This is a genomic window from Caldichromatium japonicum (assembly GCF_011290485.1).
GTDB lineage: Bacteria > Pseudomonadota > Gammaproteobacteria > Chromatiales > Chromatiaceae > Thermochromatium > Thermochromatium japonicum.
On record NZ_CP048029.1, the window covers coordinates 2,352,088 to 2,377,110 of the forward strand.

Here is a 25,023-nt window from a genome sequence, read left to right on the forward strand (position 1 = left end):
CTCCATCATCGACCACCTGACTCTGTTTGCTGCCGCACAACCTCGGCGAGCTGGGCGGCCAGTTGCTCGACCTGACTGCGCTCGCTGCCCTCGACCATGATGCGCACTAGAGGTTCAGTCCCCGAGGGGCGCAGAAGGACCCGTCCGCGTTCGCCAAGCCCCGCCTCAGCCTCATTGACAGCCCCCTGTACCTCTGGGTGTTCGAGGATCTGGCGGGGCTTGAGGGTGGGCACATTGACGAGCACCTGGGGATAGAGTTCGACCTCCTGGGCCAATTCAGCAAGCGTGCGCTCAAATTGGTTGAGTGCCGCCAGCACCTGGAGCGCCGAGATGATGCCGTCGCCCGTCGTTGTGCGGTCGCGGCAGATGAGATGACCCGAGGGTTCACCGCCGAGGATGCCGTCCGTTGCCTTGAGATGTTCCAGGATATAGCGGTCGCCGACCTTGACCCGTGCAAACCGCACACCCAAGCGTTTGAGGGCCTGTTCGAGCCCGAGGTTGCTCATGACTGTGCCCACTACCTCACCGCGCAAGGCACCGCTCAAGAGCCGGGATTTGGCGATGATATAGAGCAGCCGATCGCCGTCGATGAGCCTACCCTGGGCATCGACCATGACCACCCGGTCGCCGTCGCCGTCGAAGGCGATCCCCAGGTCCGCACCTTCGCGGATCACCGCAGCACAGACTGTTTCAGGATGGGTTGAGCCGACTCCCTGATTGATGTTAAAGCCATCCGGCTCGGTGCCGAGACGGATCACCTTGGCACCGAGCTCTTCGAAGACATAGGGCGCGGTATTGTAAGTGGCACCGTTGGCGCAATCGACGACGATTGTTACGCCTTTGAGATCCAGACTCTGGGGTGCGGTGCTTTTGCAAAACTCGATGTAGCGCCCCCCGGCGTCGTCGATCCGTTTGGCCTTACCCAGGCGGCTCGACTCGACGAGCTGAATCGGCTTGTCGAGCTCCGACTCGATGGCCAGCTCCAGCTCATCGGGGAGCTTGTCCCCACCTGGGGAAAAGAACTTGATCCCATTGTCCTCGAAGGGGTTATGCGAGGCGGTAATGACGATGCCGGCACTGGCGCGGAAGGTACGGGTGAGATAAGCCACCCCCGGGGTGGTCATGGGGCCCAATAAGCGGATATCGACCCCTGCTGCGACGAGACCGGCCTCGAGCGCTGACTCAAACATATAGCCCGAGATGCGCGTATCCTTGCCGATCAGGACCGTCCCACGCCCATTGCCGAGTACCCGCCCTGCTGCCCAACCGAGCTTGAGTACGAAGTCAGGGGTGATACAACCGCTGCCCACCCGCCCGCGGATGCCGTCGGTGCCGAAATAACGAAGGCGCATCGCGTTCAGCGTCCCCCTGCCGCCTGACCGACCTGCCCAGGCGAGAATCCGCCATCATCCTCGCCCGACGAATCGAGCGCGCCTGGAGAATGACGCGGCTCGTCATCTTCCCAGTCACGCGGCGGACGCGGTGGACGTCCGGCCATGATGTCATCGATCTGGGCCGAATCGATGGTCTCGTATTTCATCAAGGCCGCGGCCATGGCATGGAGCTTATCGATGTTTTCCTCGAGCAGTGCGCGGGCGCGGGCATAGTTGCGCTCGACGATATGGCGGATCTCCTCGTCGATCAGATGCGAGGTCTCATCGGAGACGTTCTTATGCTGGGTCACCGAATGCCCAAGAAAGATCTCTTGCTCCTCCTCGCTATAGGCCAAAGGCCCTAGACGCTCGGAGAGGCCCCACTTGGTGACCATGTTGCGGGCGATCTCGGTGGCGCGATGGATGTCGTTTTGGGCGCCTGTGGTTACACTGTCCGGGCCAAAGACGATCTCCTCAGCGCAGCGCCCGCCGAACAGGCTGGCGATCTGGCTCTCCAGCCGCTGTTTGCTATAGCTGAACCGGTCATCCTCGGGTAAGAACAGGGTCACGCCCAGGGCACGCCCGCGCGGGATGATCGAGACCTTGTGCACCGGATCATGATCCGGCACCAGACGCCCGACGATGGCATGGCCGGATTCATGATAGGCGGTCAGCCGCTTCTCCTCGTCAGTCATGACCATCGAGCGGCGCTCAGCGCCCATCAGGATCTTGTCCTTGGCCTTTTCCATGTCGCTCATCTCGACCAGTTTTTTGTTGGCACGGGCGGCAAAGAGCGCCGCCTCGTTAACCAGGTTAGCGAGATCAGCGCCTGAAAAGCCGGGTGTGCCGCGCGCCAGCACCGAGGCCTTGACGTCCTCGGCCACCGGAATCTTGCGCATATGGACCTTGAGGATCTGCTCGCGCCCACGCACATCGGGGAGAGGCACGACCACCTGGCGGTCGAACCGCCCTGGCCGTAGCAAGGCCGGATCAAGAACATCGGGGCGGTTGGTGGCGGCGATCACGATTACCCCCTCGTTACCCTCGAAGCCATCCATCTCGACCAGGAGTTGATTCAATGTCTGTTCGCGTTCGTCGTGTCCGCCGCCCAAGCCAGCGCCGCGATGCCGGCCCACCGCATCGATCTCGTCGATGAAGACGATGCAGGGGGCATGGCGCTTGGCCTGATCGAACATATCGCGCACCCGTGAGGCGCCGACGCCGACAAACATCTCAACAAAGTCCGAGCCCGAAATGGTAAAGAAAGGTACCTTGGCCTCACCGGCGATAGCGCGCGCGAGCAGGGTCTTGCCGGTACCCGGCGGCCCGACCATGAGCACCCCCTTGGGGATCTTGCCGCCCAGTTTTTGGAAACGGCCCGGATCGCGCAAAAACTCGACGATCTCGGCAACCTCCTCCTTGGCCTCATCACAGCCGGCGACATCCTGAAAGGTAACCTTGACCTGGTCGTCGGAGAGCAGTCGCGCCCGGCTCTTGCCGAAGGACATGGCGCTTCGCCCATTGATACCACCCTGGACCTGACGCATGAATAGGATCCACAGACCAACCAGGATCAACAGCGGAAACCAGTTGATCAGGATCTGGACCAGGAGGGATTGGCCCCGAGGCGGCATGGCCTTGATGATGACGTTGTGATTGAGCAGATCGCCGACCAGCCCATCATCGCCTGGGCTATAGGTGCTAAACCGCTGCCCGGTGTCGGTCACGCCCTCGATCAAGCGCCCCTGGATGCTGACTTCCTTAACACTACCCTGCCGAACCTGGGCAATGAACTCCGAATAATCGAGGTTCCTAGGGGCCGATTGGGTTGCCGTAAAGTTGTTATACACCGACATCAACACGATGGCGATGACCAACCAGAGCACAAGATTTTTCGCTATGTCACTCACGACTCACGGCCCCTCACACAGACCTGAATGCCAATACCCTACTGCTTCGCTCATCCCCAGATCCGCAATCCCTCAAGGGCAAAAGCCCTTGGCCACGAGAAAGGTTTCACGGCTTTCGGACCTTGAGGATTGAGGCTTGCGCACAGCAACCTGGTCAAAGGAGGCACGCAACTCGCGTAGATAGGCATCGAAGCCTGCGCCCTGAAAGACCTTGACGACCAGGGCCCCGCCGGTTTTGAGGTGCGCCCGCGCAAACTCCAAGGCCAGCTCGGCCAAGCCCAGGGCGCGCGCTTGATCCACAACCGCCATCCCAGTGATATTGGGGGCCATATCCGAAAGCACCAGATCGACTGGCATCTCGCCGAGGACCGCGTAGAGGTCAGACCACACCGCCTCCTCGCGGAAATCGCCCTGGAGTATGGTCACCCCTTCTAAAGGTTCCATCCGCAATCGATCCAAGGCCACGATCTGTCCTTGGGGACCTAGATAGGTGCGTGCGACCTGGGACCAACTCCCTGGCGCCGCGCCCAGATCGACAACCCGCATCCCAGATCGGAGTATGGCGTCCTTGGCCTGGATCTCAAGCAATTTATAGGCTGCGCGCGAACGATAGCCATCGGCGCGAACACGCTTGACATAGGGATCGTTGAAATGCCGCTCAAGCCAACGGCGACTGGATGGACGGCGCGTCATCACTCATGTCCCGCCGAATCAAGTATTAAAGATTATCACAACTCACCCGGGACCCAAGCTGCATCCCTGCATTCTCGAGGCTAGAGATCATCGGCCCAGGGCAGGTGCAACAGTTCAAGCGCAATCCCAGTCAGGGCGCCGCCCAGAAATCCTCCGAGTAGGGTTTCGGGAAGCTGGTGATAGATGACCATGCTTATCCAAGACCAGGTATCAGTCTTTGGAGCCAAGATCGGGACGAAAAGCACCCAGATGCTGCCTGCAGCGATCCCTGCCAGGATCGCCATCACCAAAGCTTCGAGTGGATCACAAGGCAAGGCATCCAACCTCAGCCATTGCACCAACCGCACCCAGCCGCGGATCGTAATGACATAGAGCAGACCGCTGATACCGATCAATACCATGACCTGCGCCAGGGTTGAGTCTGGCAATAGGCCCAGTGATTCAGCGGCGATCAGGAGGGCAGCGCCCCCACCCCCCAACAACAGACCGGCCAAGAGCTTGCCGACAATATGGCGCGTACAGTGCTGCGGAAAGGAAAAGCTGAGTCCCACTAGGATAGCGACCAGCGCAGCGGCAACTAGGATCTCAGCCAGGGTGATCTGGGGGATAGACATAAGCAGCCCCAGGCCCACAGCGACGCCCAGGCCGGTGCTCAGTAGGGCCAGCTCATGTGCGCCATAGAGCACGGCGCTTGCCCCAGCGGCCAAGGCACCGGCTGGGATATCCGGCCAGCCAATTCCCCCAACCCCCTGGATCAGCACCCGTAAGGCCATAAACAACAGCGCATAGATCATTCCGATCAAGGACCAGATCAAACCACGCTGCCAGAGCGATTGCCAATGGATCTTAGACATGCCACCTATTGGGGGTTTATTGATCCGAAACCAATGAACTTGTATTACGCGGCATCATGGAGCTTGGGATGCTGGAAGTAGCGCATGACGCGTTGGGGGGAATTGAGAAGGCGGCGCAGGTGGCTGACGGTCGCCTTCTTCAGATCGCCCTTGGCGCGGGAGGGCGCCTGCGCGGTGATGGTGGCCTTGAGCATCTCGTTGGGGTTCAGTGCTGGGCTGTAGGGGGGGAGGGAGGACGCCTCGATTTGATTGGCGCATGCAGCCAGCCACGCCTTGACCGACTTGGTGTGATGCACGCGCAGGTTGTCGAGGATGAGGAAGATCTTCTTGCCCCTGGCGTCCTTGACGAGCCGCTTCATGAAGTCGATCAGGATGTGGGCGTTCATCGCCCCCGCGAACGCCTTCCGACGCACCTTGCCGCGGTTGGTCAGCGTCGAGATCACCGACAGGCCTTCGCGACGGTGCGTGACGCGAATCTCGGGCGTCTTGATCGCCGGCGCATAAGAGCGCCCGCTTCTCGTCCTTGAGCCCTTGGGCCCCTTCGCGCCCATAGCGTTTGCAGATGTCGAACACCCATGCGCCCAACAATCCCCTCTGCGCGCCTATCGCTTCATACCTCCAGCCACGCCGCCGCTCTTCGCGCGCCGCAAACGACAGCAATCTCATGTCTCGTCTTTCCATGCCCACGACATCAGGACAGCTCACTCAATTTCAAAAGCATGTGTTTCTTAATCAAGAATGAAAAACGCGGCCCAAGGGCCGCGTTTTTCTCGAGATCCAATCCCGTGCAGATCAGCTCGCGCGCAGGGTCCAAGAGGCGCACCAGCCGTTGACATTGATCAGCTTGCCGGGGAAGAGCTGGCAACCCTTCCACTCGTCGCCCTCGGCGACCTCGGGCTGCATGAACTGGCAGTTGGCGCAATGCTGCTGTTCGGGCGGCAGGCCGGGACGCGCGGCCGCGACGCGGTCGGATTTGGTGGCATCCCGATGATACTTCAGGGCGACGGCGGTCGGATCATCCTCGGTAACGGCATTGGCCGGGACGGCGGCGCGGGCAGCACCAACACCCACCAGATTGATCAAGGGAACGGCGACGGCAGCACCCAGCATCACCTTGATGGCGTCACGACGGCTCTTGCAGATTGGCTGATCGGACATGAATCACTCCTTAAAATGATGTTTTACGATCGGGACAATGGCCCAGTTGCCCCCAGCCAAACCGCTGGAGGCGGGGCCATTGTGCTACAGGTCACCCCAAAAGGCGAGACTTTAGAGGCCAAATCTTTATCTCCTACCGCCTGGAGAGACCAGGAAAGACAGTATTCAAGAGAGCACTCGGATTTTACCCTGATCTTTCGCAACTGCCCACCCGTCATGACAAAGACGGGTATGACGTCGAGCCGATCAGACCGGATCAATAGAGATAGGTTCCCGCACCGATGTAGTGCGCGCTCCAGTAGGGGCTATCGAGCGAATCCACCCGCACCTCGTTGCGCGCGCTGGAGGCATGGACAAAATGCTTGCGATCGATCATCAGGCCCACGTGATAGATATCCGGCCCGGTCTTGAAGAACACCATATCGCCTGGCTGAAGCCGATTGCGGGAGACGGGACGGGCAGCGCGATGCTGCGCCGCTGCAGTCCTCGGAATCCTCAACCCTGTTTGATAATGCGCATAATAGGTCAGACCGCTGCAATCAAAGCCCTGTCTGGGCGAGGTGCCGCCATAGACATAGGGCGTCCCGATCTGGGCCAATCCCTTGGCGACCAGGTCGGCGCGTTTGGCAGTAAGCCCCCCGCGGCTGGCGCAGCCGGAAAGCATGCTCATGAGCACGCCGATCACTAATACCAGAAACAAGAGATACCACCCGCGCGCCTTCATCTGCATCTCGCCTAATCAATGAAGCCTGCTCGATTGCACCTGCCCCGCACACCACTGCTGCCACATCTGGCGATAGGCCCGTTCCATGGCCTGGGTGAACCCCACCTCATCGCGCAGGGGGCTGGCCTCGAGTTCGGCGCGTAAGGAGGCGCGGATCGCGGCCAGGCGATCGAGGTCAGTGGCCAGCTCCACCGCCTTTTCGATGTACTCCTCCTCGGTCTGGGCGATCCATTCGGGGTGTCCCAAGGCCGTCAGGATGGCGCTGCCGATTCGCCCCACACTCGGGCGCTCGGCAAGGGTGACCACGGGGATACCCATATAGAGTGATTCGACCAGGGTTGTCCCCGAATTATGGGGAAAGCAATCCAAGCTGATATCGATGTCTCGCAGCAGGTCCCAAGGGGGGCTATGACAGCCCATCACGAGACGTTCGCGCGCAATCCCATGCGCGGTAAAGCGCGCCGCCCATTGCTCTTGGATCGCTGGGCTCTGGAAGCTCTTGGAATCAAGCACCAGCTGCGAACCTGGAACGCGTTTGAGGATCGCCGACCATACCCGGATGACGCGATGATTAACACGAACGCCCCTGCTCAGGGTGGCAAAGGTCACAAGGCCTTTAGTGATGGCCGGCAGGGGGCCCGGATCACCCATCGCCGGGTTAGGGCGATAGGCAATGAACGGGCGTTCCAGGCGCCAGAGACGTTCAGAAAATAACGGCTCGCAGCCCGGGGGGGTCAACACCGGGTCGGTGAGGAAATAGTCAACGGCCGACAGACCAGTGGTATAGCCATAACCCAGCCAGGTCAAGGAAACCGGTGCCGGCCGGCGGGCAAAGATCCCTAACCGATTGCCCGCGGTGTGACCGGCAAGATCGACCAGGATGTCGATCTGGTCGGCACGGATGCGCGCCACTACCGCCGCATCATCCAAGGCAGCAATCGGCACCCAATGATCGACCAGTTTACGATAACGGAGGCTCAGATGATCGAAGCTGACGTTTTGCACATAGGCAAAGATCTCAAACTGCTCATGGTCATGATGGGCAAGCAGAGGTTCTAGGAAATGACTCGTTGAATGCGAACGAAAGTCTGCCGAGACATAGCCAATGCGCAACCGCCGATCCACCCTCGGGTCATTCAAATGGGGGGGGCAGGTATCGCGATGAGGTAACCCAAAACGCTGTTCGAATGCCTGATAGGCGCCAAAGATCTCTTCAGGCGAGAGATCTGGATGATAATTAAGGGTAAAGAGCTGGCGGCTGCGGATGGCGCTGTCTGTTGGTCTTAGCCTAATCGCCTCTTCATAGGCTGCCAAGGACTCATCGATCTGCCCCATCTCATGGAGGGCTGTGCCGAGATTGCACAGGATCTCGGGGTCATGGGGCCTGAGCGCAGCGGCCTGATGCTGGCAGGCGAGGGCATGCTCCAGTTGCCCGAGTTCGACGAGCAGATTGCCGAGGTTGCTCAGGAGCTCCGGTTGGTTGGCATTGAGGTTGAGCGCGCGCTGATAGCATTTCAGCGCCGCTGCATTTTGTTTGAGCGCGCGCAATAGATTGCCGAGCTGATTGAGCGACTTGAGGTGATCAGGATCAAGGCTGAGCGTATGCTCGTAATAGAAGCGGGCCTCTTCAAACTGACCCAGGCGTTCAAGCAAGCGGGCAAGGTTATAAAAAGCTGCGACAAACCCCGGTTCTTGACGCGCGGCCTGGGCATAACAGACCCCGGCCACGGCAAGCTGTCCCGTCTCTTCGAGCGCCGCACCCAGGGTATTGAGGATCTGCGCATCCCCTGGCGCAAACGTCTGGGCCTCTTTGAGGGCAGCAATCGCCTCTTCAGGCCGCCGCATGGCCTGCAAGCTTACCCCAAGCAGCGTCCAGGCAAAGGGATCTTGCGGCGCTTGCTCGATGAGGCGGCGCGCGCCGGCCTCGGCGTCGGCATACCGACCTTGAGTAAAAAGCGCTAAAAGATCGACGGTAGCTGACGGGTTGGATTCTTGCGCCATAAGCAGCCTCTCTCCCGGGTGTTTAGGCCCGCTTGGACTGCATCCGAGTATAAGCATTTTTGGGACCAAGCCACAGGACAGGCGCCTGCCCAATCGCTGGGCTTTACCGCCCTCAGGCCAGAACGTAAAGTTTAGGTCATCCGGCCCCTTCCTCCTGGCATGCCCCCTTGGCCAGGAAACAGCCAATCCCCTTTTATCCAATCCTTTTGGAGCATTGTGCGATGTCTGAAGCCAAGCATTGCCGACTCTTGATTCTGGGCTCAGGACCAGCCGGCTATACAGCCGCAGTCTATGCCGCTCGCGCCAATCTCGATCCGGTCCTGATCACCGGTCTGGAGCAGGGCGGCCAACTCATGACCACTACCGAGGTCGACAATTGGATCGGTGACCCAGACGGCGTCCAGGGCCCAGAGCTGATGGATCGGATGCGCCGCCATGCCGAGCGCTTCGGGACCGAGATCGTCTTCGATCACATCCATACCGCAGATCTCAGATCCCGACCCTTCCGCCTGGAGGGCGATGCAGGGGCCTATACCTGCGATGCCCTGATCATCGCCACCGGTGCTAGCGCTAAGTATCTGGGTCTACCCTCCGAGCAGGCATTCCGCGGGCGCGGTGTCTCGGCCTGCGCCACCTGCGATGGGTTCTTTTATCGCAATCAGCGGGTGGCGGTGATCGGCGGCGGCAATACCGCGGTCGAGGAGTCGCTTTATCTTGCCAATATCGCCTCCGAGGTGATCCTGGTCCATCGTCGCGATGCCCTGCGCGCCGAAAAGATCATGCAGCAACATCTGTTCGAGAAGGCCGAACAGGGACGGGTGCGGATCATCTGGAACCATGTCCTAGACGAGGTCCTGGGGGACGCCACCGGCGTCACCGGCATGCGTATCAAACACGTTCAGACCGGCGAGACCCAGGACATCGCGCTGCAAGGGATCTTCATCGCCATCGGGCATACCCCAAATACCGCGATCTTCGCTGGGCAGCTCGAACTGGAGAACGGCTATATCAGGGTCCGTGGCGGCAGCCAGGGTAATGCCACCGCCACCTCGATCCCCGGGGTCTTTGCCGCTGGTGATGTCATGGACCCCATCTATCGCCAGGCGATCACCTCTGCCGGCGCCGGCTGTATGGCGGCGCTCGATGCCGAGAAATATCTCGATAGCCTTGGGCGAAACGACTGAGGCAGAGGCACGATCCCTAGGCGCCGACCTTCCGAACCAGGGAGCGTTCGATGATCCCGTGGCTCGATCCAGATGACCACTCGCACTTCCCCGCTCCGCACCTGGCGCTCGCCGAGCCCAATGGCCTGCTCGCCATCGGCGGCGATCTCAGCCCCACCCGTCTGCTCCAGGCATACCGGCGCGGGATCTTTCCCTGGTTCGGACCTGGCGACCCGATCCTCTGGTGGTCGCCAGACCCGCGGGCGGTCTTGTTCCCGACCCAGCTTCGTATCTCGCGCAGTCTGCGCAAGCGTCTACGGCGCTGCGGGTTGACGACGACCCTGGATCGGGCCTTCCGCGCCGTGATCCAGCAGTGCGCCGCACCCCGCGAGCCCAAGGGCGGGACCTGGCTGGTGCCGGAGATGATCGCGGCCTATTGCCAGCTCCATACCCTGGGCCTGGCGCATTCGGTTGAGGTCTGGCAGGGCAATACCCTGGTCGGCGGACTCTACGGGGTCGCCCTAGGGAGGGTCTTTTTCGGCGAATCCATGTTCAGCCGGGTCGATGATGCCTCCAAGATCGCCTTAGTGCATCTGTGCGAGCAGTTGGTAGACTGGGATTTCGTCCTGATCGATTGCCAGATGATGACGGCGCATCTGCACAGCCTGGGCGCTGTTGCCCTAGCGCGTGCCGAGTTTTTGACGCTCATCGCTGAACACACTTTACCCTCCGGCGATGGCCCTTGCTGGCATGCCGTAGAAGAACGCCCAGCCGCTGCGCTCCAGCTTGCCTGTTTTGCCAGGCCGCAGCCATGATCCGCCATTTACGGCCTAACGGCACGGGAAGCCTTTCGTTTTATCTCACTGCCGCGCATCCATGCGCCTATCTCCAGGATCAGCAAGCGCGCACCCTGTTTCTCGATCCAGCCACGCCGCTTGGGGAGGGGCTCTACCAGACGCTGCTCGCTCGGGGATTCAGACGCAGCGGGTGTTATCTCTATCGCCCCGCCTGTCGCAACTGTCAGGGCTGCATCTCAGTGCGTCTGCCGGTCGCTGATTTCATGCCGAACCGTTCGCAACGCCGCGCTTGGCAGCGCAATGCCACAGACATGGCGATCGCCATCGGGCCGGCGCGCTTCGATCCCGCGCATTTCGCCCTTTATCAGCGCTATCTCGCCGCCCGTCATGCCGGAGGCGAGATGGCAGAGAACGCCACTGAAACGTCCTACCGGCGCTTCTTGATCGAGCCCTGGGGCGGGACGACCTGCCTGATCGAGTTATGGCTCGGCGGCCATCTGGCAGGGGTTGCGGTCACCGACATCGTCCAGCAGGGCCTATCGGCGGTCTATACCTTCTTCGATCCCAACCTGGCTGCGCGCTCGCTCGGTACCTTCGCCATCCTGACCCAGATCCAGATCACCCAAAGGCTCAAGCGTCCCTTTCTCTATCTCGGCTATTGGATCGCCGACTCGCCCAAGATGGCCTATAAAGCCCACTTCCGCCCACTCGAAGCCTGGGACGGGCAGCATTGGCAACGGTTCATGTCCCATCAACCCATCACCCTTACCGGCGCCGGCCCGTGTCCATGACGCCTAACCGCCATTCAACATAGAGGTGGTAAGGTTTCGGATCGATCCGGCAAACGTGCTAGAATTGCAGTCGTTTTAGTCAAGGACTCTCAAGACACCGACTGCCAACTACCCTATGTCCAAAGATGACGTGATCCAAATGGAAGGCACGGTCACCGAGACCCTGCCCAATACTGTCTTCCGCGTCCGGCTCGAGAACGGTCACACCGTGACGGCGCACATCTCGGGCAAGATGCGCAAGCATTACATCCGCATCCTCACCGGCGACAAGGTGACGGTCGAGCTCACCCCCTATGACCTGACCAAGGGCCGGATCGTCTATCGCGCCCGTTGATGCGGGGGCGCCGCACGACAAGTGGCGCGACGCCGCATTATCCAATCAAGCCGGCCCCCTGCTCGACCAGACCTGCCGCCGCAACAGCCTGAGCGTCTCGAGATCCACGCATTGCCGGCCATAGAGCTCGCCCTGTAAGACCCGGGGCGGGGCGCCGGCCTCGCCCAGACCATCGACCACCAAGGGTACGCCGCTGAAGTCTTGCTGGGCGGTATAGTCGTTGATCGTCACCACAAGCGCGCGGATACCGGCGGCAAGGGCCGCGCGCGCCCCATTGTCCGAATCCTCGATCGCGACACATGCCTCTGGACCGAGCCCAAGACGCTCCAGGACATAGAGATAGACATCCGGCGCTGGCTTTTTATTGGGCACGATATCGCCGGCGGCGATGACCTCGAACCAATCGGCTACACCCGCCCCGCCGGATCGCTCCAGGAGCACCCTGACACCCTCGGGCGCAGCCGTGGTCGCAATCGCCAGCCGCACGCCATGCGCCCGCGCCTCGCGCCATAGACGCAGCACACCGGGGCGCAGCGGGATCGCACCAGACTGCACGAGATCCAGATAATGCACAGTCTTGGCGCGATGCAGTTCAGCGGCGAGCGCATCAGGATCGATGCCAGCGGGTTGGATGCCAGTGCGCCCCAGGAAATACCCAATCCGCTCCTTGCCGCCTGCCACCGCCAGCAACTCGCCATAGAGGACAGGGTCCCAATACCAGTCCAGTCCTGCCGCCGCGAATGCGGCATTGAATGCGCAGCGATGTCCATCGCGCTCGGTCTCAGCGATGGTGCCATCGACATCGAAGATGATCGCCTTTAATTCATCAGTGGGTTTAAACCGGCTCTGTTGCATAGCGCGTGGGTTGAGCGTCATAGGGGTTGAGGGTTTGGATATTGAGTGTGCCAGCAAGCAGGATGTGCGCAATACCCAGGTCCCTGCTGGTCACCTGAGAGCAAGCCGCTGCTTTATCTGGGCTGTAACCTGATCGAGTGCTTATTCTGCCGGATCAACTAGCACTTCTGACGTATCTTTGCCCACCAGACGCACTCTCCAAGTCTTGCCTGGCGTTCGTACCTCTGACCTGTGCTACCGCTCTAAATTTGATTGTGAATGACCCCTAGTTGCACAGCGCCAAGCAATCTGGTAGTTAGGCACGTTTGCTTGGGCTCGGACTCATTGCGGAATTGTCCGCAAGCCCTAGATCTATCGACCCAAGGCCGAGAGGTTGCGGCAACGGGCCTACGGCCGTATCAGGAGACTCAGATGACCGATACACGAGGATTCAGCATCGAGCCGTATTCCTTCGAGCCATATCAGCCCGAGGAGGGTGAGGAATATATGAATCCGCGTCAGGAGGAGCACTTTCGCCAGATCCTCTTGGCCTGGAAGCGTTCGCTGATCGAGGAGGTCGATCGTACCGTGCATCACATGCAGGATGAGGCGACCAATTTCCCCGATCCCAACGACCGCGCCACTCAAGAATCCGAGTTCAGCCTAGAGTTGCGCACCCGCGACCGCGAGCGCAAGCTGATCAAAAAGATCGATGAGGCACTCAAGCGGCTCGATGAACACGAGTATGGCTATTGCGAATCCTGTGGGGTGGAGATCGGCATCCGCCGGTTGGAGGCGCGCCCGACGGCTACCCTGTGTATCGATTGCAAGACGCTCGAAGAGATCCGTGAAAAACAACTCGGATGAGCCCTCCGGCTGAACCGAAGGCCTCCAGCGGGTCTGCCGTCTATCGGGGGCGTTTTGCCCCTTCCCCGACCGGCCCGCTGCATCTCGGTTCATTGCTGGCGGCTGTGGCCAGTTATGCCGATGCTCGAGCCCAGGATGGTGTGTGGCTGTTGCGCATCGAGGATCTCGATCGCCCGCGGCTCGTGTCCGGTGCCGCCGTCTCCATCCAAAGGACCTTGAGCACCTTTGGGCTGGAATGGGACGAGCCTGTACTCTGGCAGAGCACCCGACTCGATGCCTATGATGCCGCCTTGGGGCAGTTACAGGCGCAGGGGCTGGTCTATGGTTGCGCCTGTAGCCGCACCGAGATCGCCGCCCATGCCGTCCACGGGATCGAGGGCCCCATCTATCCCGGGACTTGCCGTCAAGGGCCTCCACCCGGACGCCAGGCACGCAGCTTGCGCCTCATGACCAACGCCGAGCCCATCCTATTTCAGGATCGCATCCAAGGCCACCAGGGACACGCGGTATCCGAGGCAGTCGGGGATTTCGTGGTCCGGCGCGCCGATGGCATCCATGCCTATCAGCTCGCGGTGGTGGTCGATGACGCCGATCAAGGCATCACCCATGTCGTTCGTGGTGCGGATCTGTTGCTCTCCACCCCGCGCCAGATCCTGTTACAACGCTATCTCCGACTGCCGACCCCGATCTATGCCCATGTCCCGCTGGTGCTCGACGAGGCAGGGCGTAAATTGAGCAAATCGCTTGCTGCGCTTCCGCTCGACCCCAACGATCCCCTACCCGCTTTACATCTGGTCTGGCGGCTGCTCGGGCAGACCCCGCTGAGCGGGGCAGGCTCGGTGCGCGCCTTTTGGCGGGAAGCAAGCGCCGCCTGGCGGATCGAGCGCGTCCCCCGCCGCCTTGGGCTACCCACCGGTGCCTGTCTGCCGGTTAAAACCTACTGAGCTCCAGGCCACGCAGATAGGCGGCAAACTGCTGGCCCAGCTTGGGATGGGCCAGGGCGTATTCGACCGTGGCCTCGAGATACCCCAGCTTGCTGCCGCAATCGTAGCGTTTGCCTGCAAAGGGATAGGCGATCACCGGTTCATCCTTTAAGAGCTCGGAGATGCCATCGGTCAGCTGGATCTCACCGCCAGCGCCCTTACCGATGCGCTCAAGCTTATCGAAGATCCGCGGAGTTAGCAGATAACGCCCCACGACGGCGAGATTGGAGGGAGCGTCCTCGGGCTTGGGCTTTTCGACGATCGAGACCACCCGCATGACCCCTTCGCCATCGCGCTCGACCTGGACGATGCCATATTTGCTTGTCTCCTCGCGCGGTACCTCCTGGACGCTCAGGACGCTGCACCCATGACGGGCATAGACATCGATCATCTGGGCCACGACCCCCTTGCTTTGGCTGTAGATCAAGTCATCAGCCAACACGACGACAAAGGGCTCATTGCCGACCACGGGCTTGGCGCACAGCACCGCATGCCCTAGGCCGAGTGCCACCGCCTGCCGGACATAGATACAGGAGGTATCGCCCGGCAACACACTGCGCACGATCTCGAGCAGATCGCGCTTGCCGGCACGCTCGAGCTCAGACTCCAGCTCATAGGCGGTATCAAAATGGTCTTCGATCGAGCGCTTATTGCGTCCGGTGATGAAGACGAGCTGATCGATCCCGCCCGCCTCGGCCTCTTCGGCGGCGTATTGGATTAAGGGCTTATCGACGATCGGCAACATCTCTTTGGGACTGGCCTTGGTCGCCGGCAAAAAGCGGGTGCCAAGACCTGCGACCGGAAAGACGGCCTTGCGGACCTGGGTCATGTTCAACTCTCCAAACAGTGTGTGATCGAGCGTTCAATCGCTGCAAGTGCTAGTAAAGGGTCCGGCGCCCGGGTGATGGGGCGGCCGATGACCAGATAATCGGCGCCGGCGGCCAGGGCCTCGGCTGGGGTCAGGGTGCGCCTTTGATCGTCGGCGGTGCTGTCTAGCGGACGGACCCCGGGCGTGATCAGGGTGAATTCCCGCCCCAGCTCCGCCCTCAGCTTGGCCGCCTCGCGCGGCGAACAAACGACACCGTCCAGACCCGCATCCCGGGCGAGCCGCGCCAAGGCCAGGACACGCGCCTCGGGCTCGTCTGGGCAGCCGATCTCGGCGAGATCGGACGATGCCAGGCTGGTCAAGACCGTGACCCCGATCAGCAACGGCGGTTGGGCATATCCAGCCAGGGCAGCGCGCGCGGCCTCCAGCATCGCCCGCCCGCCCGAGACATGGACATTGAGCATCCACACCCCCAGGTCGGCTGCCGCCGCACAGGCGGCAGCGACCGTATTGGGGATGTCATGAAACTTGAGATCCAAAAAGACCTCGAAGCCGGACCGCTGGAGATGCTCGACGCAAGCCGGACCCAGGCGGGTGAAGAGTTCCTTGCCGACCTTCAGCCGACAGCGGGCAGGGTCCAGGCGCTCGGCCAAGGCGAAGGCCGGTGCCGCAGAGGGGAAATCGAGGGCGACGATGATGGGTTTGGGGTCAGTCACAATGGATGTCTTTGCCGAATTCATTGCCGTGATCATGGGCTCTGGGCCGGGATCTGTTCGATCGGCTCGGGCAGGATGGCGGCAATTGTGCCCCAACAGCGGCAGCTCGGACACTGCCAATGCAGGGTACGGGCCTGAAAACCACAGCGTTCGCAATGATAGATCGGCTGATGCTGCCTGAGGTGCCGGGCCACACCAAGCGCCACCTCGGCATATCGCCGGGTGCGGCCATCGGGTCCGGCGGCGCGGGCGCGCAGGGCAAGGAACCGTTCCAAGACGGCGAGATCGGCCCAATGCGCCAGATAATCAGCCAAGAGATCCAGGGCTGCGCTGGCCCCCTGGGTCTGTTCGATGCGCTCGCTGAGCGCTAGCACCAGCGGTGGATGTGCACGCCCAGCAACGAGCAGCCCCAGTTCGGCAATCACATCCTCACCGCATGACTCCATGGCCTGGATCAAGTCAGGCAAGACCTCGGGGGCATAGGTTGGACCATGAGCGGCCACCCGTCTGAACAACTCCAGGGCACGTTTGGCCTCCCCCTCTGCTAGCGCCATCTGGCCGGCGAGCACCAGGACACGCATGCAATCAGGATCGGATGCCAGGGCCAGATCGATCTGAGCGCGGGCCTTGGGCAAATCCCCCCTGCGGCGTGCATCCTCGGCCAGTTCGCAGTAATAGTGCGCAACCTCGGCAGGACGCTGCATGCCCGTCAGCCCCGCCAATTGCTCCGCCACCTCCAGACAGCGGGGCCAGTCGCGCTCGCGCTGATAGATCTCGCGCAGGGCCTCTAGCGCGCGCTCGGTCTGGAGATCGAGGCGAACGAGCTCTTGAAACAACGCTTCGGCGCGGTCCAAGAGGCCAGCCCCGAGATAGTCTTGGCCCAATTCAAACAGCGCCAACGCACGCAGATCGGGGCTCAACTGGGGACGTTCGATCAAACTGGCATGGATGCGGATGGCGCGATCGAGCTCGCCGCGCCGGCGAAATAGGCTCCCCAGGGCCAGATGGGTCTCGGCGGTCTCGCGATCGACCTCGGTGAGGCGAACGAAGAGATCGATGGCCTTGTCCGGCTGCTCAGCAAGTAGATAATTCAAACCGCGCAGAAAATCAGGGTGCGCCGAGACTGTATTCACCCCGCGACGGCGCCATTCCCTTTGACCCAGCCACCAGCCGGAGGCAGCCGCAACAGGTAGCAGCAGAAAAAGCACCTCGATCATCGATTCCTCCGGTGCAACCTGGATTGGGACACAGGCAAGCATCCGCCCGGTCGAACCGAAATCATACCGATCAGCAGGTTGCGATGCGTGGCGGGTATTGTCGAACCTGGGATCAAACCCCACTGTCTAGCAGGTTGCTGCCCGGTGTGGGCCATTCAATCCACTCGCATGACCAATGGGGATTCAAGATGCGCGATCTGCAAGACAAGACCATCCTCATCAGCGGTGCCTCGGGGCATCTCGGGGGCGCTGTGGCGCGCGCCTTCGCCGCCCAAGGCGCCCGCCTCGCCCTGGCAGGACGGCGTCTCGATGCCCTGCGCCAAACCCAGGCCAGCCTGCCCGCGGGCAGCGAGACGCTGATCGTGACTGCCGATCTGCGCAATCCCCAGCAGGTCAACGTCATGGTCGAACAGGTGATGGAGCGTTTCGGCACCCTCCAGGTCCTAGCCAATCTCGCTGGCGGTTTTAGCATGGGTCCCCCGATCCAGGACACAACCGATGCCGACTGGGATGCCATGCTCGACCTCAACGCTCGTACCGCCTTCCATTGCGCACGGGCGGTTATCCCCAAGCTCCTGGCCGCAGGGGGCGGCAGCATCATCCATGTCGCGGCGCGCGCGGCCTTGCGCGGGATCGGACACATGGGCCCCTACTGTATCGCCAAGGCAGCGGTGGTGCGGCTGACTGAGACCCTGGCCGATGAATTAAAACACCGCGGGGTCAGGGTCAACTGTGTCCTCCCGGGTACCCTGGATACACCGTCCAACCGCGCCGCCATGCCTGATCAAGATCCAGCCCAGTGGGTCAGCCTGGAGGCGCTCGCCGATGTTATTCTATTCTTGGCATCGGACCGTTCGCGGGCGATCACCGGTGCGGCCATTCCGGTCGAAGGATCTCGATAAGAGGGTCATCGTGCCTCAGCCAACCGGTCGTCCGTCTCCACACTGTCATAGCCCCCCAGTCTCAGCCCTAGCCAAGGGCTTCCGGGTACTGATGTTCGCTACCCTCGCTTGGACTGCTGCAGCGCAGGCAGGGCTCGCGCTCGATGCCGCCACCCAAGACCTCTTGATCGAGGCCGTCACCGCGGCGGCGGATCTCGATGCCTATCACGCCCGCTGTCGCGGCGATCTGTCAGGGCGGCGGGCCGAAAACCTGAATAAGCTGCTCGTCAGCAAGCTGCGTCTGACCGTGCTCGGTATCCAAGACGACCTCTTTCCCGAGCACAATTACCGCCGAGCCCAGGAGCGACTGGAGCGCGCGTTTGTCGAACGTCTGCAACAGGCTGGGGGCTGCGCTGGGGCCAAGGGTTCGGAGTTCCCCGAACTCTTACGCCAGCGCTACGAACAGGCCCTCGATGCCATTCAGCGCCTACCCTAAAACGGCCTCAACCTTGGGTCCCGTATGAGGCACCCGCAGCGCCGACAACGCCCGCCTACAGTTTTTGCGTCCCGAGACCGGCTGGTCTTACCGGCTTTATCGGGACTATGGCCCCAGAGGTCCAGCCTTCTGAATCCCACATCCATCTCATCGAGCGCGCGGGCGGCACGGCCTTCGACAACATCCGCGATGACGAGGACGACCGGCTCACTGCCGATACCATCGCCCGCTGGGCACAGAGACTGACTCCGCAGACCCCAAAAGTGAGATCCATGCCTCGATCGCCAGCGGGCACAAGACCATGGGTTTTTTTCTTGGGCTATATGAGGCAGTACGGCAGATCCAGGAGCCCCTGCCCCCCAGGCGCCTGGTCATCGTCCCCGCCGAGCGCTCGGTGAGTGTCGCGCGCCAGAGGCTCAAGCTGTGCCCGGTCGAGCTGGCGATGCCCAGCTGGGTGATCGAACGCGAACATCAAGCGCGCCCCGTCCAGCGCCATAAGACCCCTACCGGCGCCAACCTTCAAGGAATAGGTGTCGGGTTCCGGACAATTAAGCGGCTTGATTGATGAACAAATCGGGCTATCTGCGCACCATTTTTTCGTGGCTTCGATGGGCGTGGTATGTCCAAGCACCCTCTGAGGAAGATGAGGGTAGATATGACCCGTAAACACCATCCTGAGTGCCAAAGATGATAGAGACATAGCCAGGGGATTTATCCAGCCTTGGTATTACGACATAAAGATTCGGTGTTACGATAGAGGTGGCAATCGAGGCCTGCCTGACGGGATTGCATCTAGCAGCGACAAGCTTGCCGCGCCAAGGTCTAGATAACCCAGCCACCCGCAATCAAGCAGTCAAGCAGGCCAGACATCTCGACTCAAACCTGATCGATGAGGAGCATGGCATTGAAGATCCAACGAGTGATCCATCTGGCGATCCTGGTCTTTGCTGGCACCGGCCCTGTTCTAGCCAGCGAACCGCAGGCTGTACCTTCCCCTGGCGAGACCATGCGCCTTGAGCGTCTCGCCGAATCTTACAAGCGACCCTTTGCGGATAACCGATCTCTGCCCGGTTGGCTGCGTCAGCTTGAGGTCTCAGCCCTGCTCGAAATCGAGGCCAGCCATGTCTCACCCTATACGGGCGAAAGCACCGATGACCTGATCCTGGCGACGGCAGAGTTGGGACTTATCTCTCAGCTCAATGACTGGCTCAAAGCAGGGGTAAGCGCCCTATATGAGCAATATGAGACCAATCTCGAGGTCGATACCGCTTACCTCAAATTAGCCAATGCCGAGGCCTCACCCTTCTCATTGACCGGGGGACAGCTCTATGTCCCATTCGGGATGTATGAAACCAACCTGGTCTCAGATCCCTTGACCCTGGAATTGGGCGAGACCCGGCAGACGGCCTTGCAGTTTGGGGTTGAACAGAGCCTGTTCTCAGGCAGCCTTTATGTTTTCAAGGGCGACAACAAGGTCAAGAGCGAGGATCGGATCGGCGGCTGGGGGGCGATGCTGGCGGTTGGCCAAGAGGATAAAGATCGCGCCTGGTCGATCGGTACCGGTTATATCAACGACCTCGGCGACTCGGATACCCTGCAAGATGTCATCAATGATCAGCGGGTCAGCGCCGCTGAGCTCGACCCCGGTATCAGCATCGATCCCACCGACCGCACCCCTGGTTGGACGGTCAACGCCTTGGCGCATCTCGGGCCCCTCAGCCTATATGCCGAATATCTCTCGGCTACCGAGGATTTTGACCCGCTCAGCCTAGGCTTCAAGGAGCATGGGGCGCGCCCCGCAGCCTGGAACCTTGAAGTGGGTTACAGCTTTTCATTGTATGGGCATGAAACGACCGCGGCTGTTGCCTATCAGGGGACCCGTGAGGCGCTTGCCCTAGAACTGCCGCGGGAACGCTGGCTACTCGGCTGGCGGATCGGCTTGATCGAACGCGTCTCCCTGGGCTTCGAATGGGCACATGACCGCGATTATCCTGCCCGCGACGGGGGGACCGGCAAATCTGCCGAGACCTTCACCGCCCAGCTCGCCATCGAACTCTGAGCCGCTGTTGGGCAGCGCGCAGGGCCGTCACGGCCCTGCTGCCACTCCCCGCAGCCAGCCATCAACACCAACCCACCATCGCCAGCGGGCCGATTGGATCCAGCGATTGGATACAGCATCTAGTTAGCAGTATGCTAGACGCACACAATATATTGTGTGTATGAGTTAAATCAGGGCGTTCAGGCAAAGCCCCTGATTTGTCACATAAACCCTCTTCTACCCGCACACAGATCCCCCATCCCTATACCCAACCAGCTGGCACGCCGAGGATTGCAATGTCCATGCAGATGTTGTCGCCAACCCATGTGATCAAACGCGACGGAAAACAGGTTCCCTTCGAAGCAGCCAAGATCGAGGCTGCCATCTATCGCGCAGGTCTGGCGACGGGCGAGTTTGGGAGCGCGGAGGCACGGCGCTTGACTGAGCAGGTGGTCAAGGTGCTGGCGCATCGCTTTGCCGATGGCCGCTATCCAGACATCGAAAGTATCCAAGACATCGTCGAGCAGACCCTGATCGCTGCGGATTATTTCGCGACCGCGCGCGCCTATATCGTCTATCGCGAGCAACATCAAAAATTGCGAGCTGATCGGCGTACCTTGGTCGATGTCGCAGCATCGATCAATGAATATCTTGAACGGTCGGATTGGCGGGTTGCAGCCAATGCCAATCAGGGTTATTCGCTTGGCGGCCTGATCCTTAACACCGCAGGCAAGATGGTCGCCAATTATTGGCTCAATCATGTCTATCCCCCTGAGATCGGGCGCGCCCATCGCGAGGGCGACATCCATATTCATGACCTCGATATGTTGTCTGGCTATTGCGCGGGCTGGTCATTGCGCACCCTGCTCACCGAAGGGCTCAATGGTGTACCCGGCAAGGTCGAGGCCGCCCCCCCCAAGCATATGTCCTCGGCGATCGGTCAGATCGTCAATTTCTTGGGGACCCTGCAAAACGAATGGGCTGGCGCCCAAGCCTTTTCAAGTTTCGATACCTATATGGCGCCATTCGTGCGCGTGGATCGTCTCGATTATCCCCATGTCAAGCAGTATATCCAAGAGCTCATTTATAATCTTAATGTCCCATCGCGCTGGGGGACCCAGACGCCATTTACCAATCTGACCTTTGATTGGGTCTGCCCCGATGATCTAAAAGATCAGGTGCCGGTGATTGCCGGACGTGAGCAGCCATTTACCTATGGCCATCTCCAGACCGAGATGGACATGATCAACCGCGCCTATATCGAGGTCATGACCGAAGGTGATGCCAAGGGGCGGATCTTCACCTTCCCCATCCCGACCTATAACATCACAAAGGATTTTCCTTGGGATAGCGAAAATACCAACCTTCTCTTTGAGATGACGGCAAAATATGGGCTGCCGTATTTCCAGAACTTTATCAATTCCGAGCTCCAGCCAAACATGGTCCGCTCCATGTGCTGCCGTTTGCAACTCGACCTGCGGGAACTCTTGAAGCGCGGCAATGGACTCTTCGGTTCAGCCGAGCAGACCGGCTCGGTTGGCGTGGTGACCATCAATTGCGCCCGTTTGGGTTATTTATTTAAAGGCAATGAGGAGGGATTGTCTAAGCGGCTCGATCAATTGCTTGAGCTTGCCAAAAACAGCCTGGAGATCAAGCGCAAGGTCGTGCAACGGCACATGGATAACGGGCTGTTCCCCTATACCAAGCGCTATCTCGGGACATTGCGTAATCATTTCTCGACCATCGGTGTCAATGGGATCAATGAGATGATCCGCAACTTCACCGACGATGCTGAGGATATCACGACGGCATTCGGTCATGCGCTAGCGTGCCGATTGCTCGATCACATCCGCGCACGCATGGTCGAGTTTCAAGAACTGACTGGCCATCTCTATAACCTGGAGGCAACACCTGCAGAGGGAACGACCTATCGCTTTGCCCGCGAGGATCAAAAACGCTTTCCCAATATCATCCAGGCTGGTACCCCAGATGCGCCCTATTACACCAATAGTTCGCAACTGCCAGTCGGCTATACCGATGATCCATTCGAGGCACTGGCGATGCAAGAAGAGCTACAAAGCAAATATACCGGCGGTACGGTCTTGCATCTTTATATGAACGAGCGGATCTCTTCCGCCGCGGCATGTAAACGCCTGGTGCGCCGTGCTTTAGAAAATTTCCGCCTGCCTTATATAACGGTGACGCCGATCTTTTCGATCTGCCCCAAACACGGTTATATCGCTGGTGAACATCCATATTGCCCCATCTGCGATCAAGAGCTGATTGCACGTAAACGCAAGACCCAATGCGCCGACCTGATGTGTGAAACGATGTATTGAAGGAGCAGACCATGCAAGAGACGATCAAGATCCAAGCTGTTGAACTGAAGACCGAAGAACGCACCCCGTGCGAAGTCTGGACGCGGGTCATGGGCTACCATCGCCCGGTCTCGGCGTTCAATGCCGGCAAGCAATCTGAACATCGCGAGCGTCGATATTTCCGCGAGGGGGTACTGGACAATATTGCTGTCTGCTGCGACCAAGTGCAGATCCTCGAAGACGCCCATGCCTGACGGTGCCTGCCCCGCCACAAGACCTACTGCCCCAACCGCCGAGGCCTTACGGGTCGGCGGGCTGGTGCCCTTGACGACCCTGGATTATCCAGGCGAGCTGGCGGCGGTGGTCTTTTGTCAGGGCTGTCCGTGGTGGTGTCGCTATTGCCACAATGGACATCTGCTCGAGGCCACTGAGAGACCGCCATTCACCTGGGCAAGGATCGAAGGCTTTTTGCGACAGCGGCAGGGACTACTCGATGCGGTGGTCTTCAGCGGCGGTGAACCGACCGCCCAGACCGCCCTAACCGCTGCCCTGCAAGCGGTCCGGGCGCTGGGGTATAAGATCGGGCTCCATACCAGCGGCGCCTATCCTGAGCACCTGCCTGCCATCCTACCGTTCATCGATTGGGTGGGGCTGGACATCAAGGCCCTGCCCGAGGACTACCCGGCCATCACCAGGGTCCCGGCCTCAGGCCAGCGGGCCTGGGAGACGTTGGAGATCCTGGTGGGGGCCGGCGTCGATCTCGAGGTCCGCACCACCCTGATGCCTAATTGGACGCCTGACTATGTGCGGTGCTTAAGCGAGCGCCTCGCCGATGCGGGGGTGCGTCACTATGCGCTCCAGGTCTGCACACTCGCGCACGCGCTCGACCCGTCCTTACCGCTCTATAGCACGCCGCCCCAGACGCTTGCCTCAGCCGTGGACCCCAACTGCTTCGCCCGTCTAGAGGTTCGCGGTCTCTAAATCTAAGTTACGTTGCATCCTGCTTCTTGAGCTGTCCTGATGTCGTGGGCATGGAAAGACGAGACATGAGATTGCTGTCGTTTGCGGCGCGCGAAGAGCGGCGGCGTCAGGTGGTGAGTTTGCGGCGGCGTGGCTGGAGGTATGAAGCGATAGGCGCGCAGAGGGGATTGTTGGGCGCAGGGGTGTTCGACATCTGCAAAGGCTATGGGCGCGAAGGGGCCCAAGGGCAAGGGGGGTGGGCGCAAGGTGGGCGAGAAGCGGGCGCTGTTGGCGGAGCAGGACGCCCAGATACGCAAGCTCATGTGCGACGGGACACCGGATCAGCTGAAGCTGCCGTTTGCGCTGTGGAGCCGGCAGGCGGTGCGGCAGTTGATCCTCGACCGTTTTGGCATCGAGCTCAGGCCGCAGGGGGAAGGCAAGTACTTGGCGCGCTGGGGATTGACGCCCCAGAAACCGATTCGGCGCGCCTATGAGCAAAGCCCGCCGGCGGGCAAGACGTGGCTTGAGGAGACCTACCCGGACATTGCCCGGCGCGCCAAGGCCGAGGGCGCCGAAATCCACTGGGGCGATGAAACGGGGCTGCGCTCGGACGAGGTGCGCGGGCGCTCTTATGCGCCGGCGATCAAGACGTCCGAGATTCGCGTCACGCACCGTCGCGAAGGCCTGTCGGTGATCTCGACGCTGACCAACCGCGGCAAGGTGCGTCGGAAGGTGTTCGCGGGGGCGATGAACGCCGACATCCTGATCGACTTCATGAAGCGGCTCGTCAAGGACGCCAGGGGCAAGAAGATCTTCCTCATCCTCGACAACCTGCGCGTGCATCACACCAAGCCGGTCAAGGCGTGGCTGGCTGCATGCGCCAATCAAATCGAGGCGTCCTCCCTCCCCCCCTACAGCCCAGCACTGAACCCCAACGAGATGCTCAAGGCCACCATCACCGCGCAGGCGCCCTCCCGCGCCAAGGGCGATCTGAAGAAGGCGACCGTCAGCCACCTGCGCCGCCTTCTCAATTCCCCCCAACGCATCATGCGCTACTTCCAGCATCCCAAGCTCCATGATGCCGCGTAA

Annotated in this window: 25 protein-coding genes and 1 pseudogene; 14 read left to right on the forward strand and 12 right to left on the reverse strand. The window is 60.7% G+C overall.

All coding sequences use genetic code 11. From position 1 onward, the window contains the following. Positions 1 to 5: 5 nt before the first annotated feature. The 8 genes from glmM to GWK36_RS11440 form a co-directional block, all read right to left on the reverse strand. Positions 6 to 1,352 (reverse strand): phosphoglucosamine mutase, encoded by a 1,347-nt coding sequence (glmM, locus tag GWK36_RS11405; protein WP_166271244.1) that lies wholly within the window; start codon positions 1,350 to 1,352, stop codon positions 6 to 8. A 5-nt stretch (positions 1,353 to 1,357) separates the two neighbouring features. Then, positions 1,358 to 3,274, reverse strand: a complete 1,917-nt coding sequence (gene ftsH / locus GWK36_RS11410) for an ATP-dependent zinc metalloprotease FtsH (RefSeq protein WP_210756925.1) — start codon at positions 3,272 to 3,274, stop codon at positions 1,358 to 1,360. 81 nt (positions 3,275 to 3,355) lie between these two features. Continuing rightward, positions 3,356 to 3,976, reverse strand: a complete 621-nt coding sequence (locus GWK36_RS11415; RefSeq protein WP_166271246.1) for an RlmE family RNA methyltransferase — start codon at positions 3,974 to 3,976, stop codon at positions 3,356 to 3,358. An 80-nt stretch (positions 3,977 to 4,056) separates the two neighbouring features. Beyond that, complete coding sequence (locus GWK36_RS11420) at positions 4,057 to 4,830, reverse strand: hypothetical protein (protein WP_166271247.1); 774 nt, start codon at positions 4,828 to 4,830, stop codon at positions 4,057 to 4,059. 44 nt (positions 4,831 to 4,874) lie between these two features. Next, entirely contained in the window at positions 4,875 to 5,381 is a 507-nt protein-coding gene (locus GWK36_RS11425) for a transposase (RefSeq protein WP_210756765.1), read from the reverse strand. 241 nt (positions 5,382 to 5,622) lie between these two features. Continuing rightward, entirely contained in the window at positions 5,623 to 5,988 is a 366-nt protein-coding gene (locus GWK36_RS11430; RefSeq protein ID WP_166271248.1) for a high-potential iron-sulfur protein, read from the reverse strand. Between the two features lie 256 nt (positions 5,989 to 6,244). Next, positions 6,245 to 6,712 carry a C40 family peptidase gene (locus GWK36_RS11435; protein WP_246237548.1) on the reverse strand — a complete coding sequence of 156 codons (468 nt, stop codon included), beginning with the start codon at positions 6,710 to 6,712 and terminating at the stop codon, positions 6,245 to 6,247. 15 nt (positions 6,713 to 6,727) lie between these two features. Continuing rightward, positions 6,728 to 8,713, reverse strand: a complete 1,986-nt coding sequence (locus GWK36_RS11440) for an O-linked N-acetylglucosamine transferase, SPINDLY family protein (protein WP_166271250.1) — start codon at positions 8,711 to 8,713, stop codon at positions 6,728 to 6,730. A 221-nt stretch (positions 8,714 to 8,934) separates the two neighbouring features. On the opposite strand from GWK36_RS11440, the gene trxB reads away from it, so the two are divergent. The 4 genes from trxB (at position 8,935) to infA (ending at position 11,798) form a co-directional block, all read left to right on the forward strand. Beyond that, positions 8,935 to 9,897, forward strand: coding sequence for a thioredoxin-disulfide reductase (trxB, locus tag GWK36_RS11445; RefSeq protein ID WP_166271251.1), 963 nt, complete (start codon positions 8,935 to 8,937; stop codon positions 9,895 to 9,897). 50 nt (positions 9,898 to 9,947) lie between these two features. Then, the gene (gene aat, locus GWK36_RS11450; RefSeq protein WP_166271252.1) at positions 9,948 to 10,691 is read left to right on the forward strand and encodes a leucyl/phenylalanyl-tRNA--protein transferase; all 744 of its coding nucleotides are present in this window, start codon (positions 9,948 to 9,950) and stop codon (positions 10,689 to 10,691) included. After that, entirely contained in the window at positions 10,688 to 11,464 is a 777-nt protein-coding gene (locus tag GWK36_RS11455) for an arginyltransferase (protein WP_166271253.1), read from the forward strand. The genes aat and GWK36_RS11455 overlap by 4 nt, the downstream gene beginning before the upstream one ends. Before the next feature lie 115 nt (positions 11,465 to 11,579). Beyond that, a complete protein-coding gene (gene infA, locus GWK36_RS11460) occupies positions 11,580 to 11,798 on the forward strand; it encodes a translation initiation factor IF-1 (RefSeq protein ID WP_166271254.1) in 219 nt (72 codons plus the stop codon). Between the two features lie 45 nt (positions 11,799 to 11,843). On the opposite strand, the gene GWK36_RS11465 is transcribed toward infA, so the two are convergent. Further along, positions 11,844 to 12,674 carry an HAD-IA family hydrolase gene (locus GWK36_RS11465; RefSeq protein ID WP_246237549.1) on the reverse strand — a complete coding sequence of 277 codons (831 nt, stop codon included), beginning with the start codon at positions 12,672 to 12,674 and terminating at the stop codon, positions 11,844 to 11,846. A gap of 390 nt (positions 12,675 to 13,064) precedes the next feature. On the opposite strand from GWK36_RS11465, the gene dksA reads away from it, so the two are divergent. Together dksA and gluQRS are read left to right on the forward strand one after the other, a co-directional pair. Beyond that, a complete protein-coding gene (gene dksA / locus GWK36_RS11470; protein ID WP_166271255.1) occupies positions 13,065 to 13,499 on the forward strand; it encodes an RNA polymerase-binding protein DksA in 435 nt (144 codons plus the stop codon). Further along, a complete protein-coding gene (gluQRS, locus tag GWK36_RS11475) occupies positions 13,496 to 14,443 on the forward strand; it encodes a tRNA glutamyl-Q(34) synthetase GluQRS (protein WP_166271256.1) in 948 nt (315 codons plus the stop codon). Before dksA ends, gluQRS begins: the two co-directional genes overlap by 4 nt. On the opposite strand, the gene galU is transcribed toward gluQRS, so the two are convergent. From galU to lapB, 3 genes are read right to left on the reverse strand one after another with little or no spacing between them, the layout of a single operon-like run. Continuing rightward, positions 14,430 to 15,311 carry a UTP--glucose-1-phosphate uridylyltransferase GalU gene (gene galU, locus GWK36_RS11480; protein WP_166271257.1) on the reverse strand — a complete coding sequence of 294 codons (882 nt, stop codon included), beginning with the start codon at positions 15,309 to 15,311 and terminating at the stop codon, positions 14,430 to 14,432. The two genes, gluQRS and galU, sit on opposite strands and share 14 nt — an antisense overlap. Before the next feature lie 2 nt (positions 15,312 to 15,313). Then, complete coding sequence (gene pyrF / locus GWK36_RS11485; RefSeq protein WP_425482755.1) at positions 15,314 to 16,024, reverse strand: orotidine-5'-phosphate decarboxylase; 711 nt, start codon at positions 16,022 to 16,024, stop codon at positions 15,314 to 15,316. 32 nt (positions 16,025 to 16,056) lie between these two features. Continuing rightward, positions 16,057 to 17,241 carry a lipopolysaccharide assembly protein LapB gene (lapB, locus tag GWK36_RS11490; protein WP_166271259.1) on the reverse strand — a complete coding sequence of 395 codons (1,185 nt, stop codon included), beginning with the start codon at positions 17,239 to 17,241 and terminating at the stop codon, positions 16,057 to 16,059. 188 nt (positions 17,242 to 17,429) lie between these two features. Here lapB and GWK36_RS11495 point away from each other — a divergent pair, with 188 nt between their 5' ends. The 8 genes and pseudogenes from GWK36_RS11495 to GWK36_RS11530 all read left to right on the forward strand — a co-directional run bounded on the left by GWK36_RS11495 (position 17,430) and on the right by GWK36_RS11530 (position 25,023). Further along, a complete protein-coding gene (locus tag GWK36_RS11495) occupies positions 17,430 to 18,143 on the forward strand; it encodes an SDR family NAD(P)-dependent oxidoreductase (RefSeq protein ID WP_166271260.1) in 714 nt (237 codons plus the stop codon). A 10-nt stretch (positions 18,144 to 18,153) separates the two neighbouring features. Beyond that, on the forward strand, positions 18,154 to 18,618 hold the full coding sequence (locus tag GWK36_RS11500) for a hypothetical protein (protein ID WP_246237550.1): 465 nt from the start codon (positions 18,154 to 18,156) through the stop codon (positions 18,616 to 18,618). A gap of 301 nt (positions 18,619 to 18,919) precedes the next feature. Continuing rightward, positions 18,920 to 19,183 carry a hypothetical protein gene (locus tag GWK36_RS11505; protein WP_166271261.1) on the forward strand — a complete coding sequence of 88 codons (264 nt, stop codon included), beginning with the start codon at positions 18,920 to 18,922 and terminating at the stop codon, positions 19,181 to 19,183. A gap of 333 nt (positions 19,184 to 19,516) precedes the next feature. Next, the gene (locus tag GWK36_RS11510; RefSeq protein ID WP_166271262.1) at positions 19,517 to 20,677 is read left to right on the forward strand and encodes an LbtU family siderophore porin; all 1,161 of its coding nucleotides are present in this window, start codon (positions 19,517 to 19,519) and stop codon (positions 20,675 to 20,677) included. Positions 20,678 to 20,958: 281 nt separating this feature from the next. Further along, positions 20,959 to 22,995 carry a ribonucleoside triphosphate reductase gene (locus tag GWK36_RS11515; RefSeq protein ID WP_425482756.1) on the forward strand — a complete coding sequence of 679 codons (2,037 nt, stop codon included), beginning with the start codon at positions 20,959 to 20,961 and terminating at the stop codon, positions 22,993 to 22,995. An 11-nt stretch (positions 22,996 to 23,006) separates the two neighbouring features. Next, the gene (gene nrdD, locus GWK36_RS15715) at positions 23,007 to 23,228 is read left to right on the forward strand and encodes an anaerobic ribonucleoside-triphosphate reductase (protein ID WP_166271264.1); all 222 of its coding nucleotides are present in this window, start codon (positions 23,007 to 23,009) and stop codon (positions 23,226 to 23,228) included. Beyond that, complete coding sequence (locus tag GWK36_RS11525) at positions 23,221 to 23,955, forward strand: anaerobic ribonucleoside-triphosphate reductase activating protein (RefSeq protein ID WP_166271265.1); 735 nt, start codon at positions 23,221 to 23,223, stop codon at positions 23,953 to 23,955. Before nrdD ends, GWK36_RS11525 begins: the two co-directional genes overlap by 8 nt. 50 nt (positions 23,956 to 24,005) lie before the next feature. Continuing rightward, positions 24,006 to 25,023: pseudogene (locus GWK36_RS11530) on the forward strand (IS630 family transposase).

What these genes read in the sequence shown, in the direction of transcription:
- GWK36_RS11525 (WP_166271265.1), top strand. Translation starts at nt 23,221, where the DNA reads ATGCCTGACGGTGCCTGCCCCGCCACAAGACCTACTGCCCCAACCGCC.
- GWK36_RS11495 (WP_166271260.1), top strand. Translation starts at nt 17,430, where the DNA reads ATGCGCGATCTGCAAGACAAGACCATCCTCATCAGCGGTGCCTCGGGG.
- GWK36_RS11455 (WP_166271253.1), top strand. Translation starts at nt 10,688, where the DNA reads ATGATCCGCCATTTACGGCCTAACGGCACGGGAAGCCTTTCGTTTTAT.
- glmM (WP_166271244.1), bottom strand. Translation starts at nt 1,352, where the DNA reads ATGCGCCTTCGTTATTTCGGCACCGACGGCATCCGCGGGCGGGTGGGC.
- GWK36_RS11465 (WP_246237549.1), bottom strand. Translation starts at nt 12,674, where the DNA reads ATGACGCTCAACCCACGCGCTATGCAACAGAGCCGGTTTAAACCCACT.
- lapB (WP_166271259.1), bottom strand. Translation starts at nt 17,241, where the DNA reads ATGATCGAGGTGCTTTTTCTGCTGCTACCTGTTGCGGCTGCCTCCGGC.
- GWK36_RS11415 (WP_166271246.1), bottom strand. Translation starts at nt 3,976, where the DNA reads ATGACGCGCCGTCCATCCAGTCGCCGTTGGCTTGAGCGGCATTTCAAC.
- dksA (WP_166271255.1), top strand. Translation starts at nt 13,065, where the DNA reads ATGACCGATACACGAGGATTCAGCATCGAGCCGTATTCCTTCGAGCCA.
- GWK36_RS11505 (WP_166271261.1), top strand. Translation starts at nt 18,920, where the DNA reads ATGGGTTTTTTTCTTGGGCTATATGAGGCAGTACGGCAGATCCAGGAG.
- GWK36_RS11430 (WP_166271248.1), bottom strand. Translation starts at nt 5,988, where the DNA reads ATGTCCGATCAGCCAATCTGCAAGAGCCGTCGTGACGCCATCAAGGTG.
- trxB (WP_166271251.1), top strand. Translation starts at nt 8,935, where the DNA reads ATGTCTGAAGCCAAGCATTGCCGACTCTTGATTCTGGGCTCAGGACCA.
- infA (WP_166271254.1), top strand. Translation starts at nt 11,580, where the DNA reads ATGTCCAAAGATGACGTGATCCAAATGGAAGGCACGGTCACCGAGACC.
- nrdD (WP_166271264.1), top strand. Translation starts at nt 23,007, where the DNA reads ATGCAAGAGACGATCAAGATCCAAGCTGTTGAACTGAAGACCGAAGAA.
- GWK36_RS11510 (WP_166271262.1), top strand. Translation starts at nt 19,517, where the DNA reads ATGGCATTGAAGATCCAACGAGTGATCCATCTGGCGATCCTGGTCTTT.
- aat (WP_166271252.1), top strand. Translation starts at nt 9,948, where the DNA reads ATGATCCCGTGGCTCGATCCAGATGACCACTCGCACTTCCCCGCTCCG.
- GWK36_RS11440 (WP_166271250.1), bottom strand. Translation starts at nt 8,713, where the DNA reads ATGGCGCAAGAATCCAACCCGTCAGCTACCGTCGATCTTTTAGCGCTT.
- galU (WP_166271257.1), bottom strand. Translation starts at nt 15,311, where the DNA reads ATGACCCAGGTCCGCAAGGCCGTCTTTCCGGTCGCAGGTCTTGGCACC.
- GWK36_RS11420 (WP_166271247.1), bottom strand. Translation starts at nt 4,830, where the DNA reads ATGTCTAAGATCCATTGGCAATCGCTCTGGCAGCGTGGTTTGATCTGG.
- gluQRS (WP_166271256.1), top strand. Translation starts at nt 13,496, where the DNA reads ATGAGCCCTCCGGCTGAACCGAAGGCCTCCAGCGGGTCTGCCGTCTAT.
- GWK36_RS11435 (WP_246237548.1), bottom strand. Translation starts at nt 6,712, where the DNA reads ATGAAGGCGCGCGGGTGGTATCTCTTGTTTCTGGTATTAGTGATCGGC.
- GWK36_RS11515 (WP_425482756.1), top strand. Translation starts at nt 20,959, where the DNA reads ATGCAGATGTTGTCGCCAACCCATGTGATCAAACGCGACGGAAAACAG.
- GWK36_RS11425 (WP_210756765.1), bottom strand. Translation starts at nt 5,381, where the DNA reads ATGGGCGCGAAGGGGCCCAAGGGCTCAAGGACGAGAAGCGGGCGCTCT.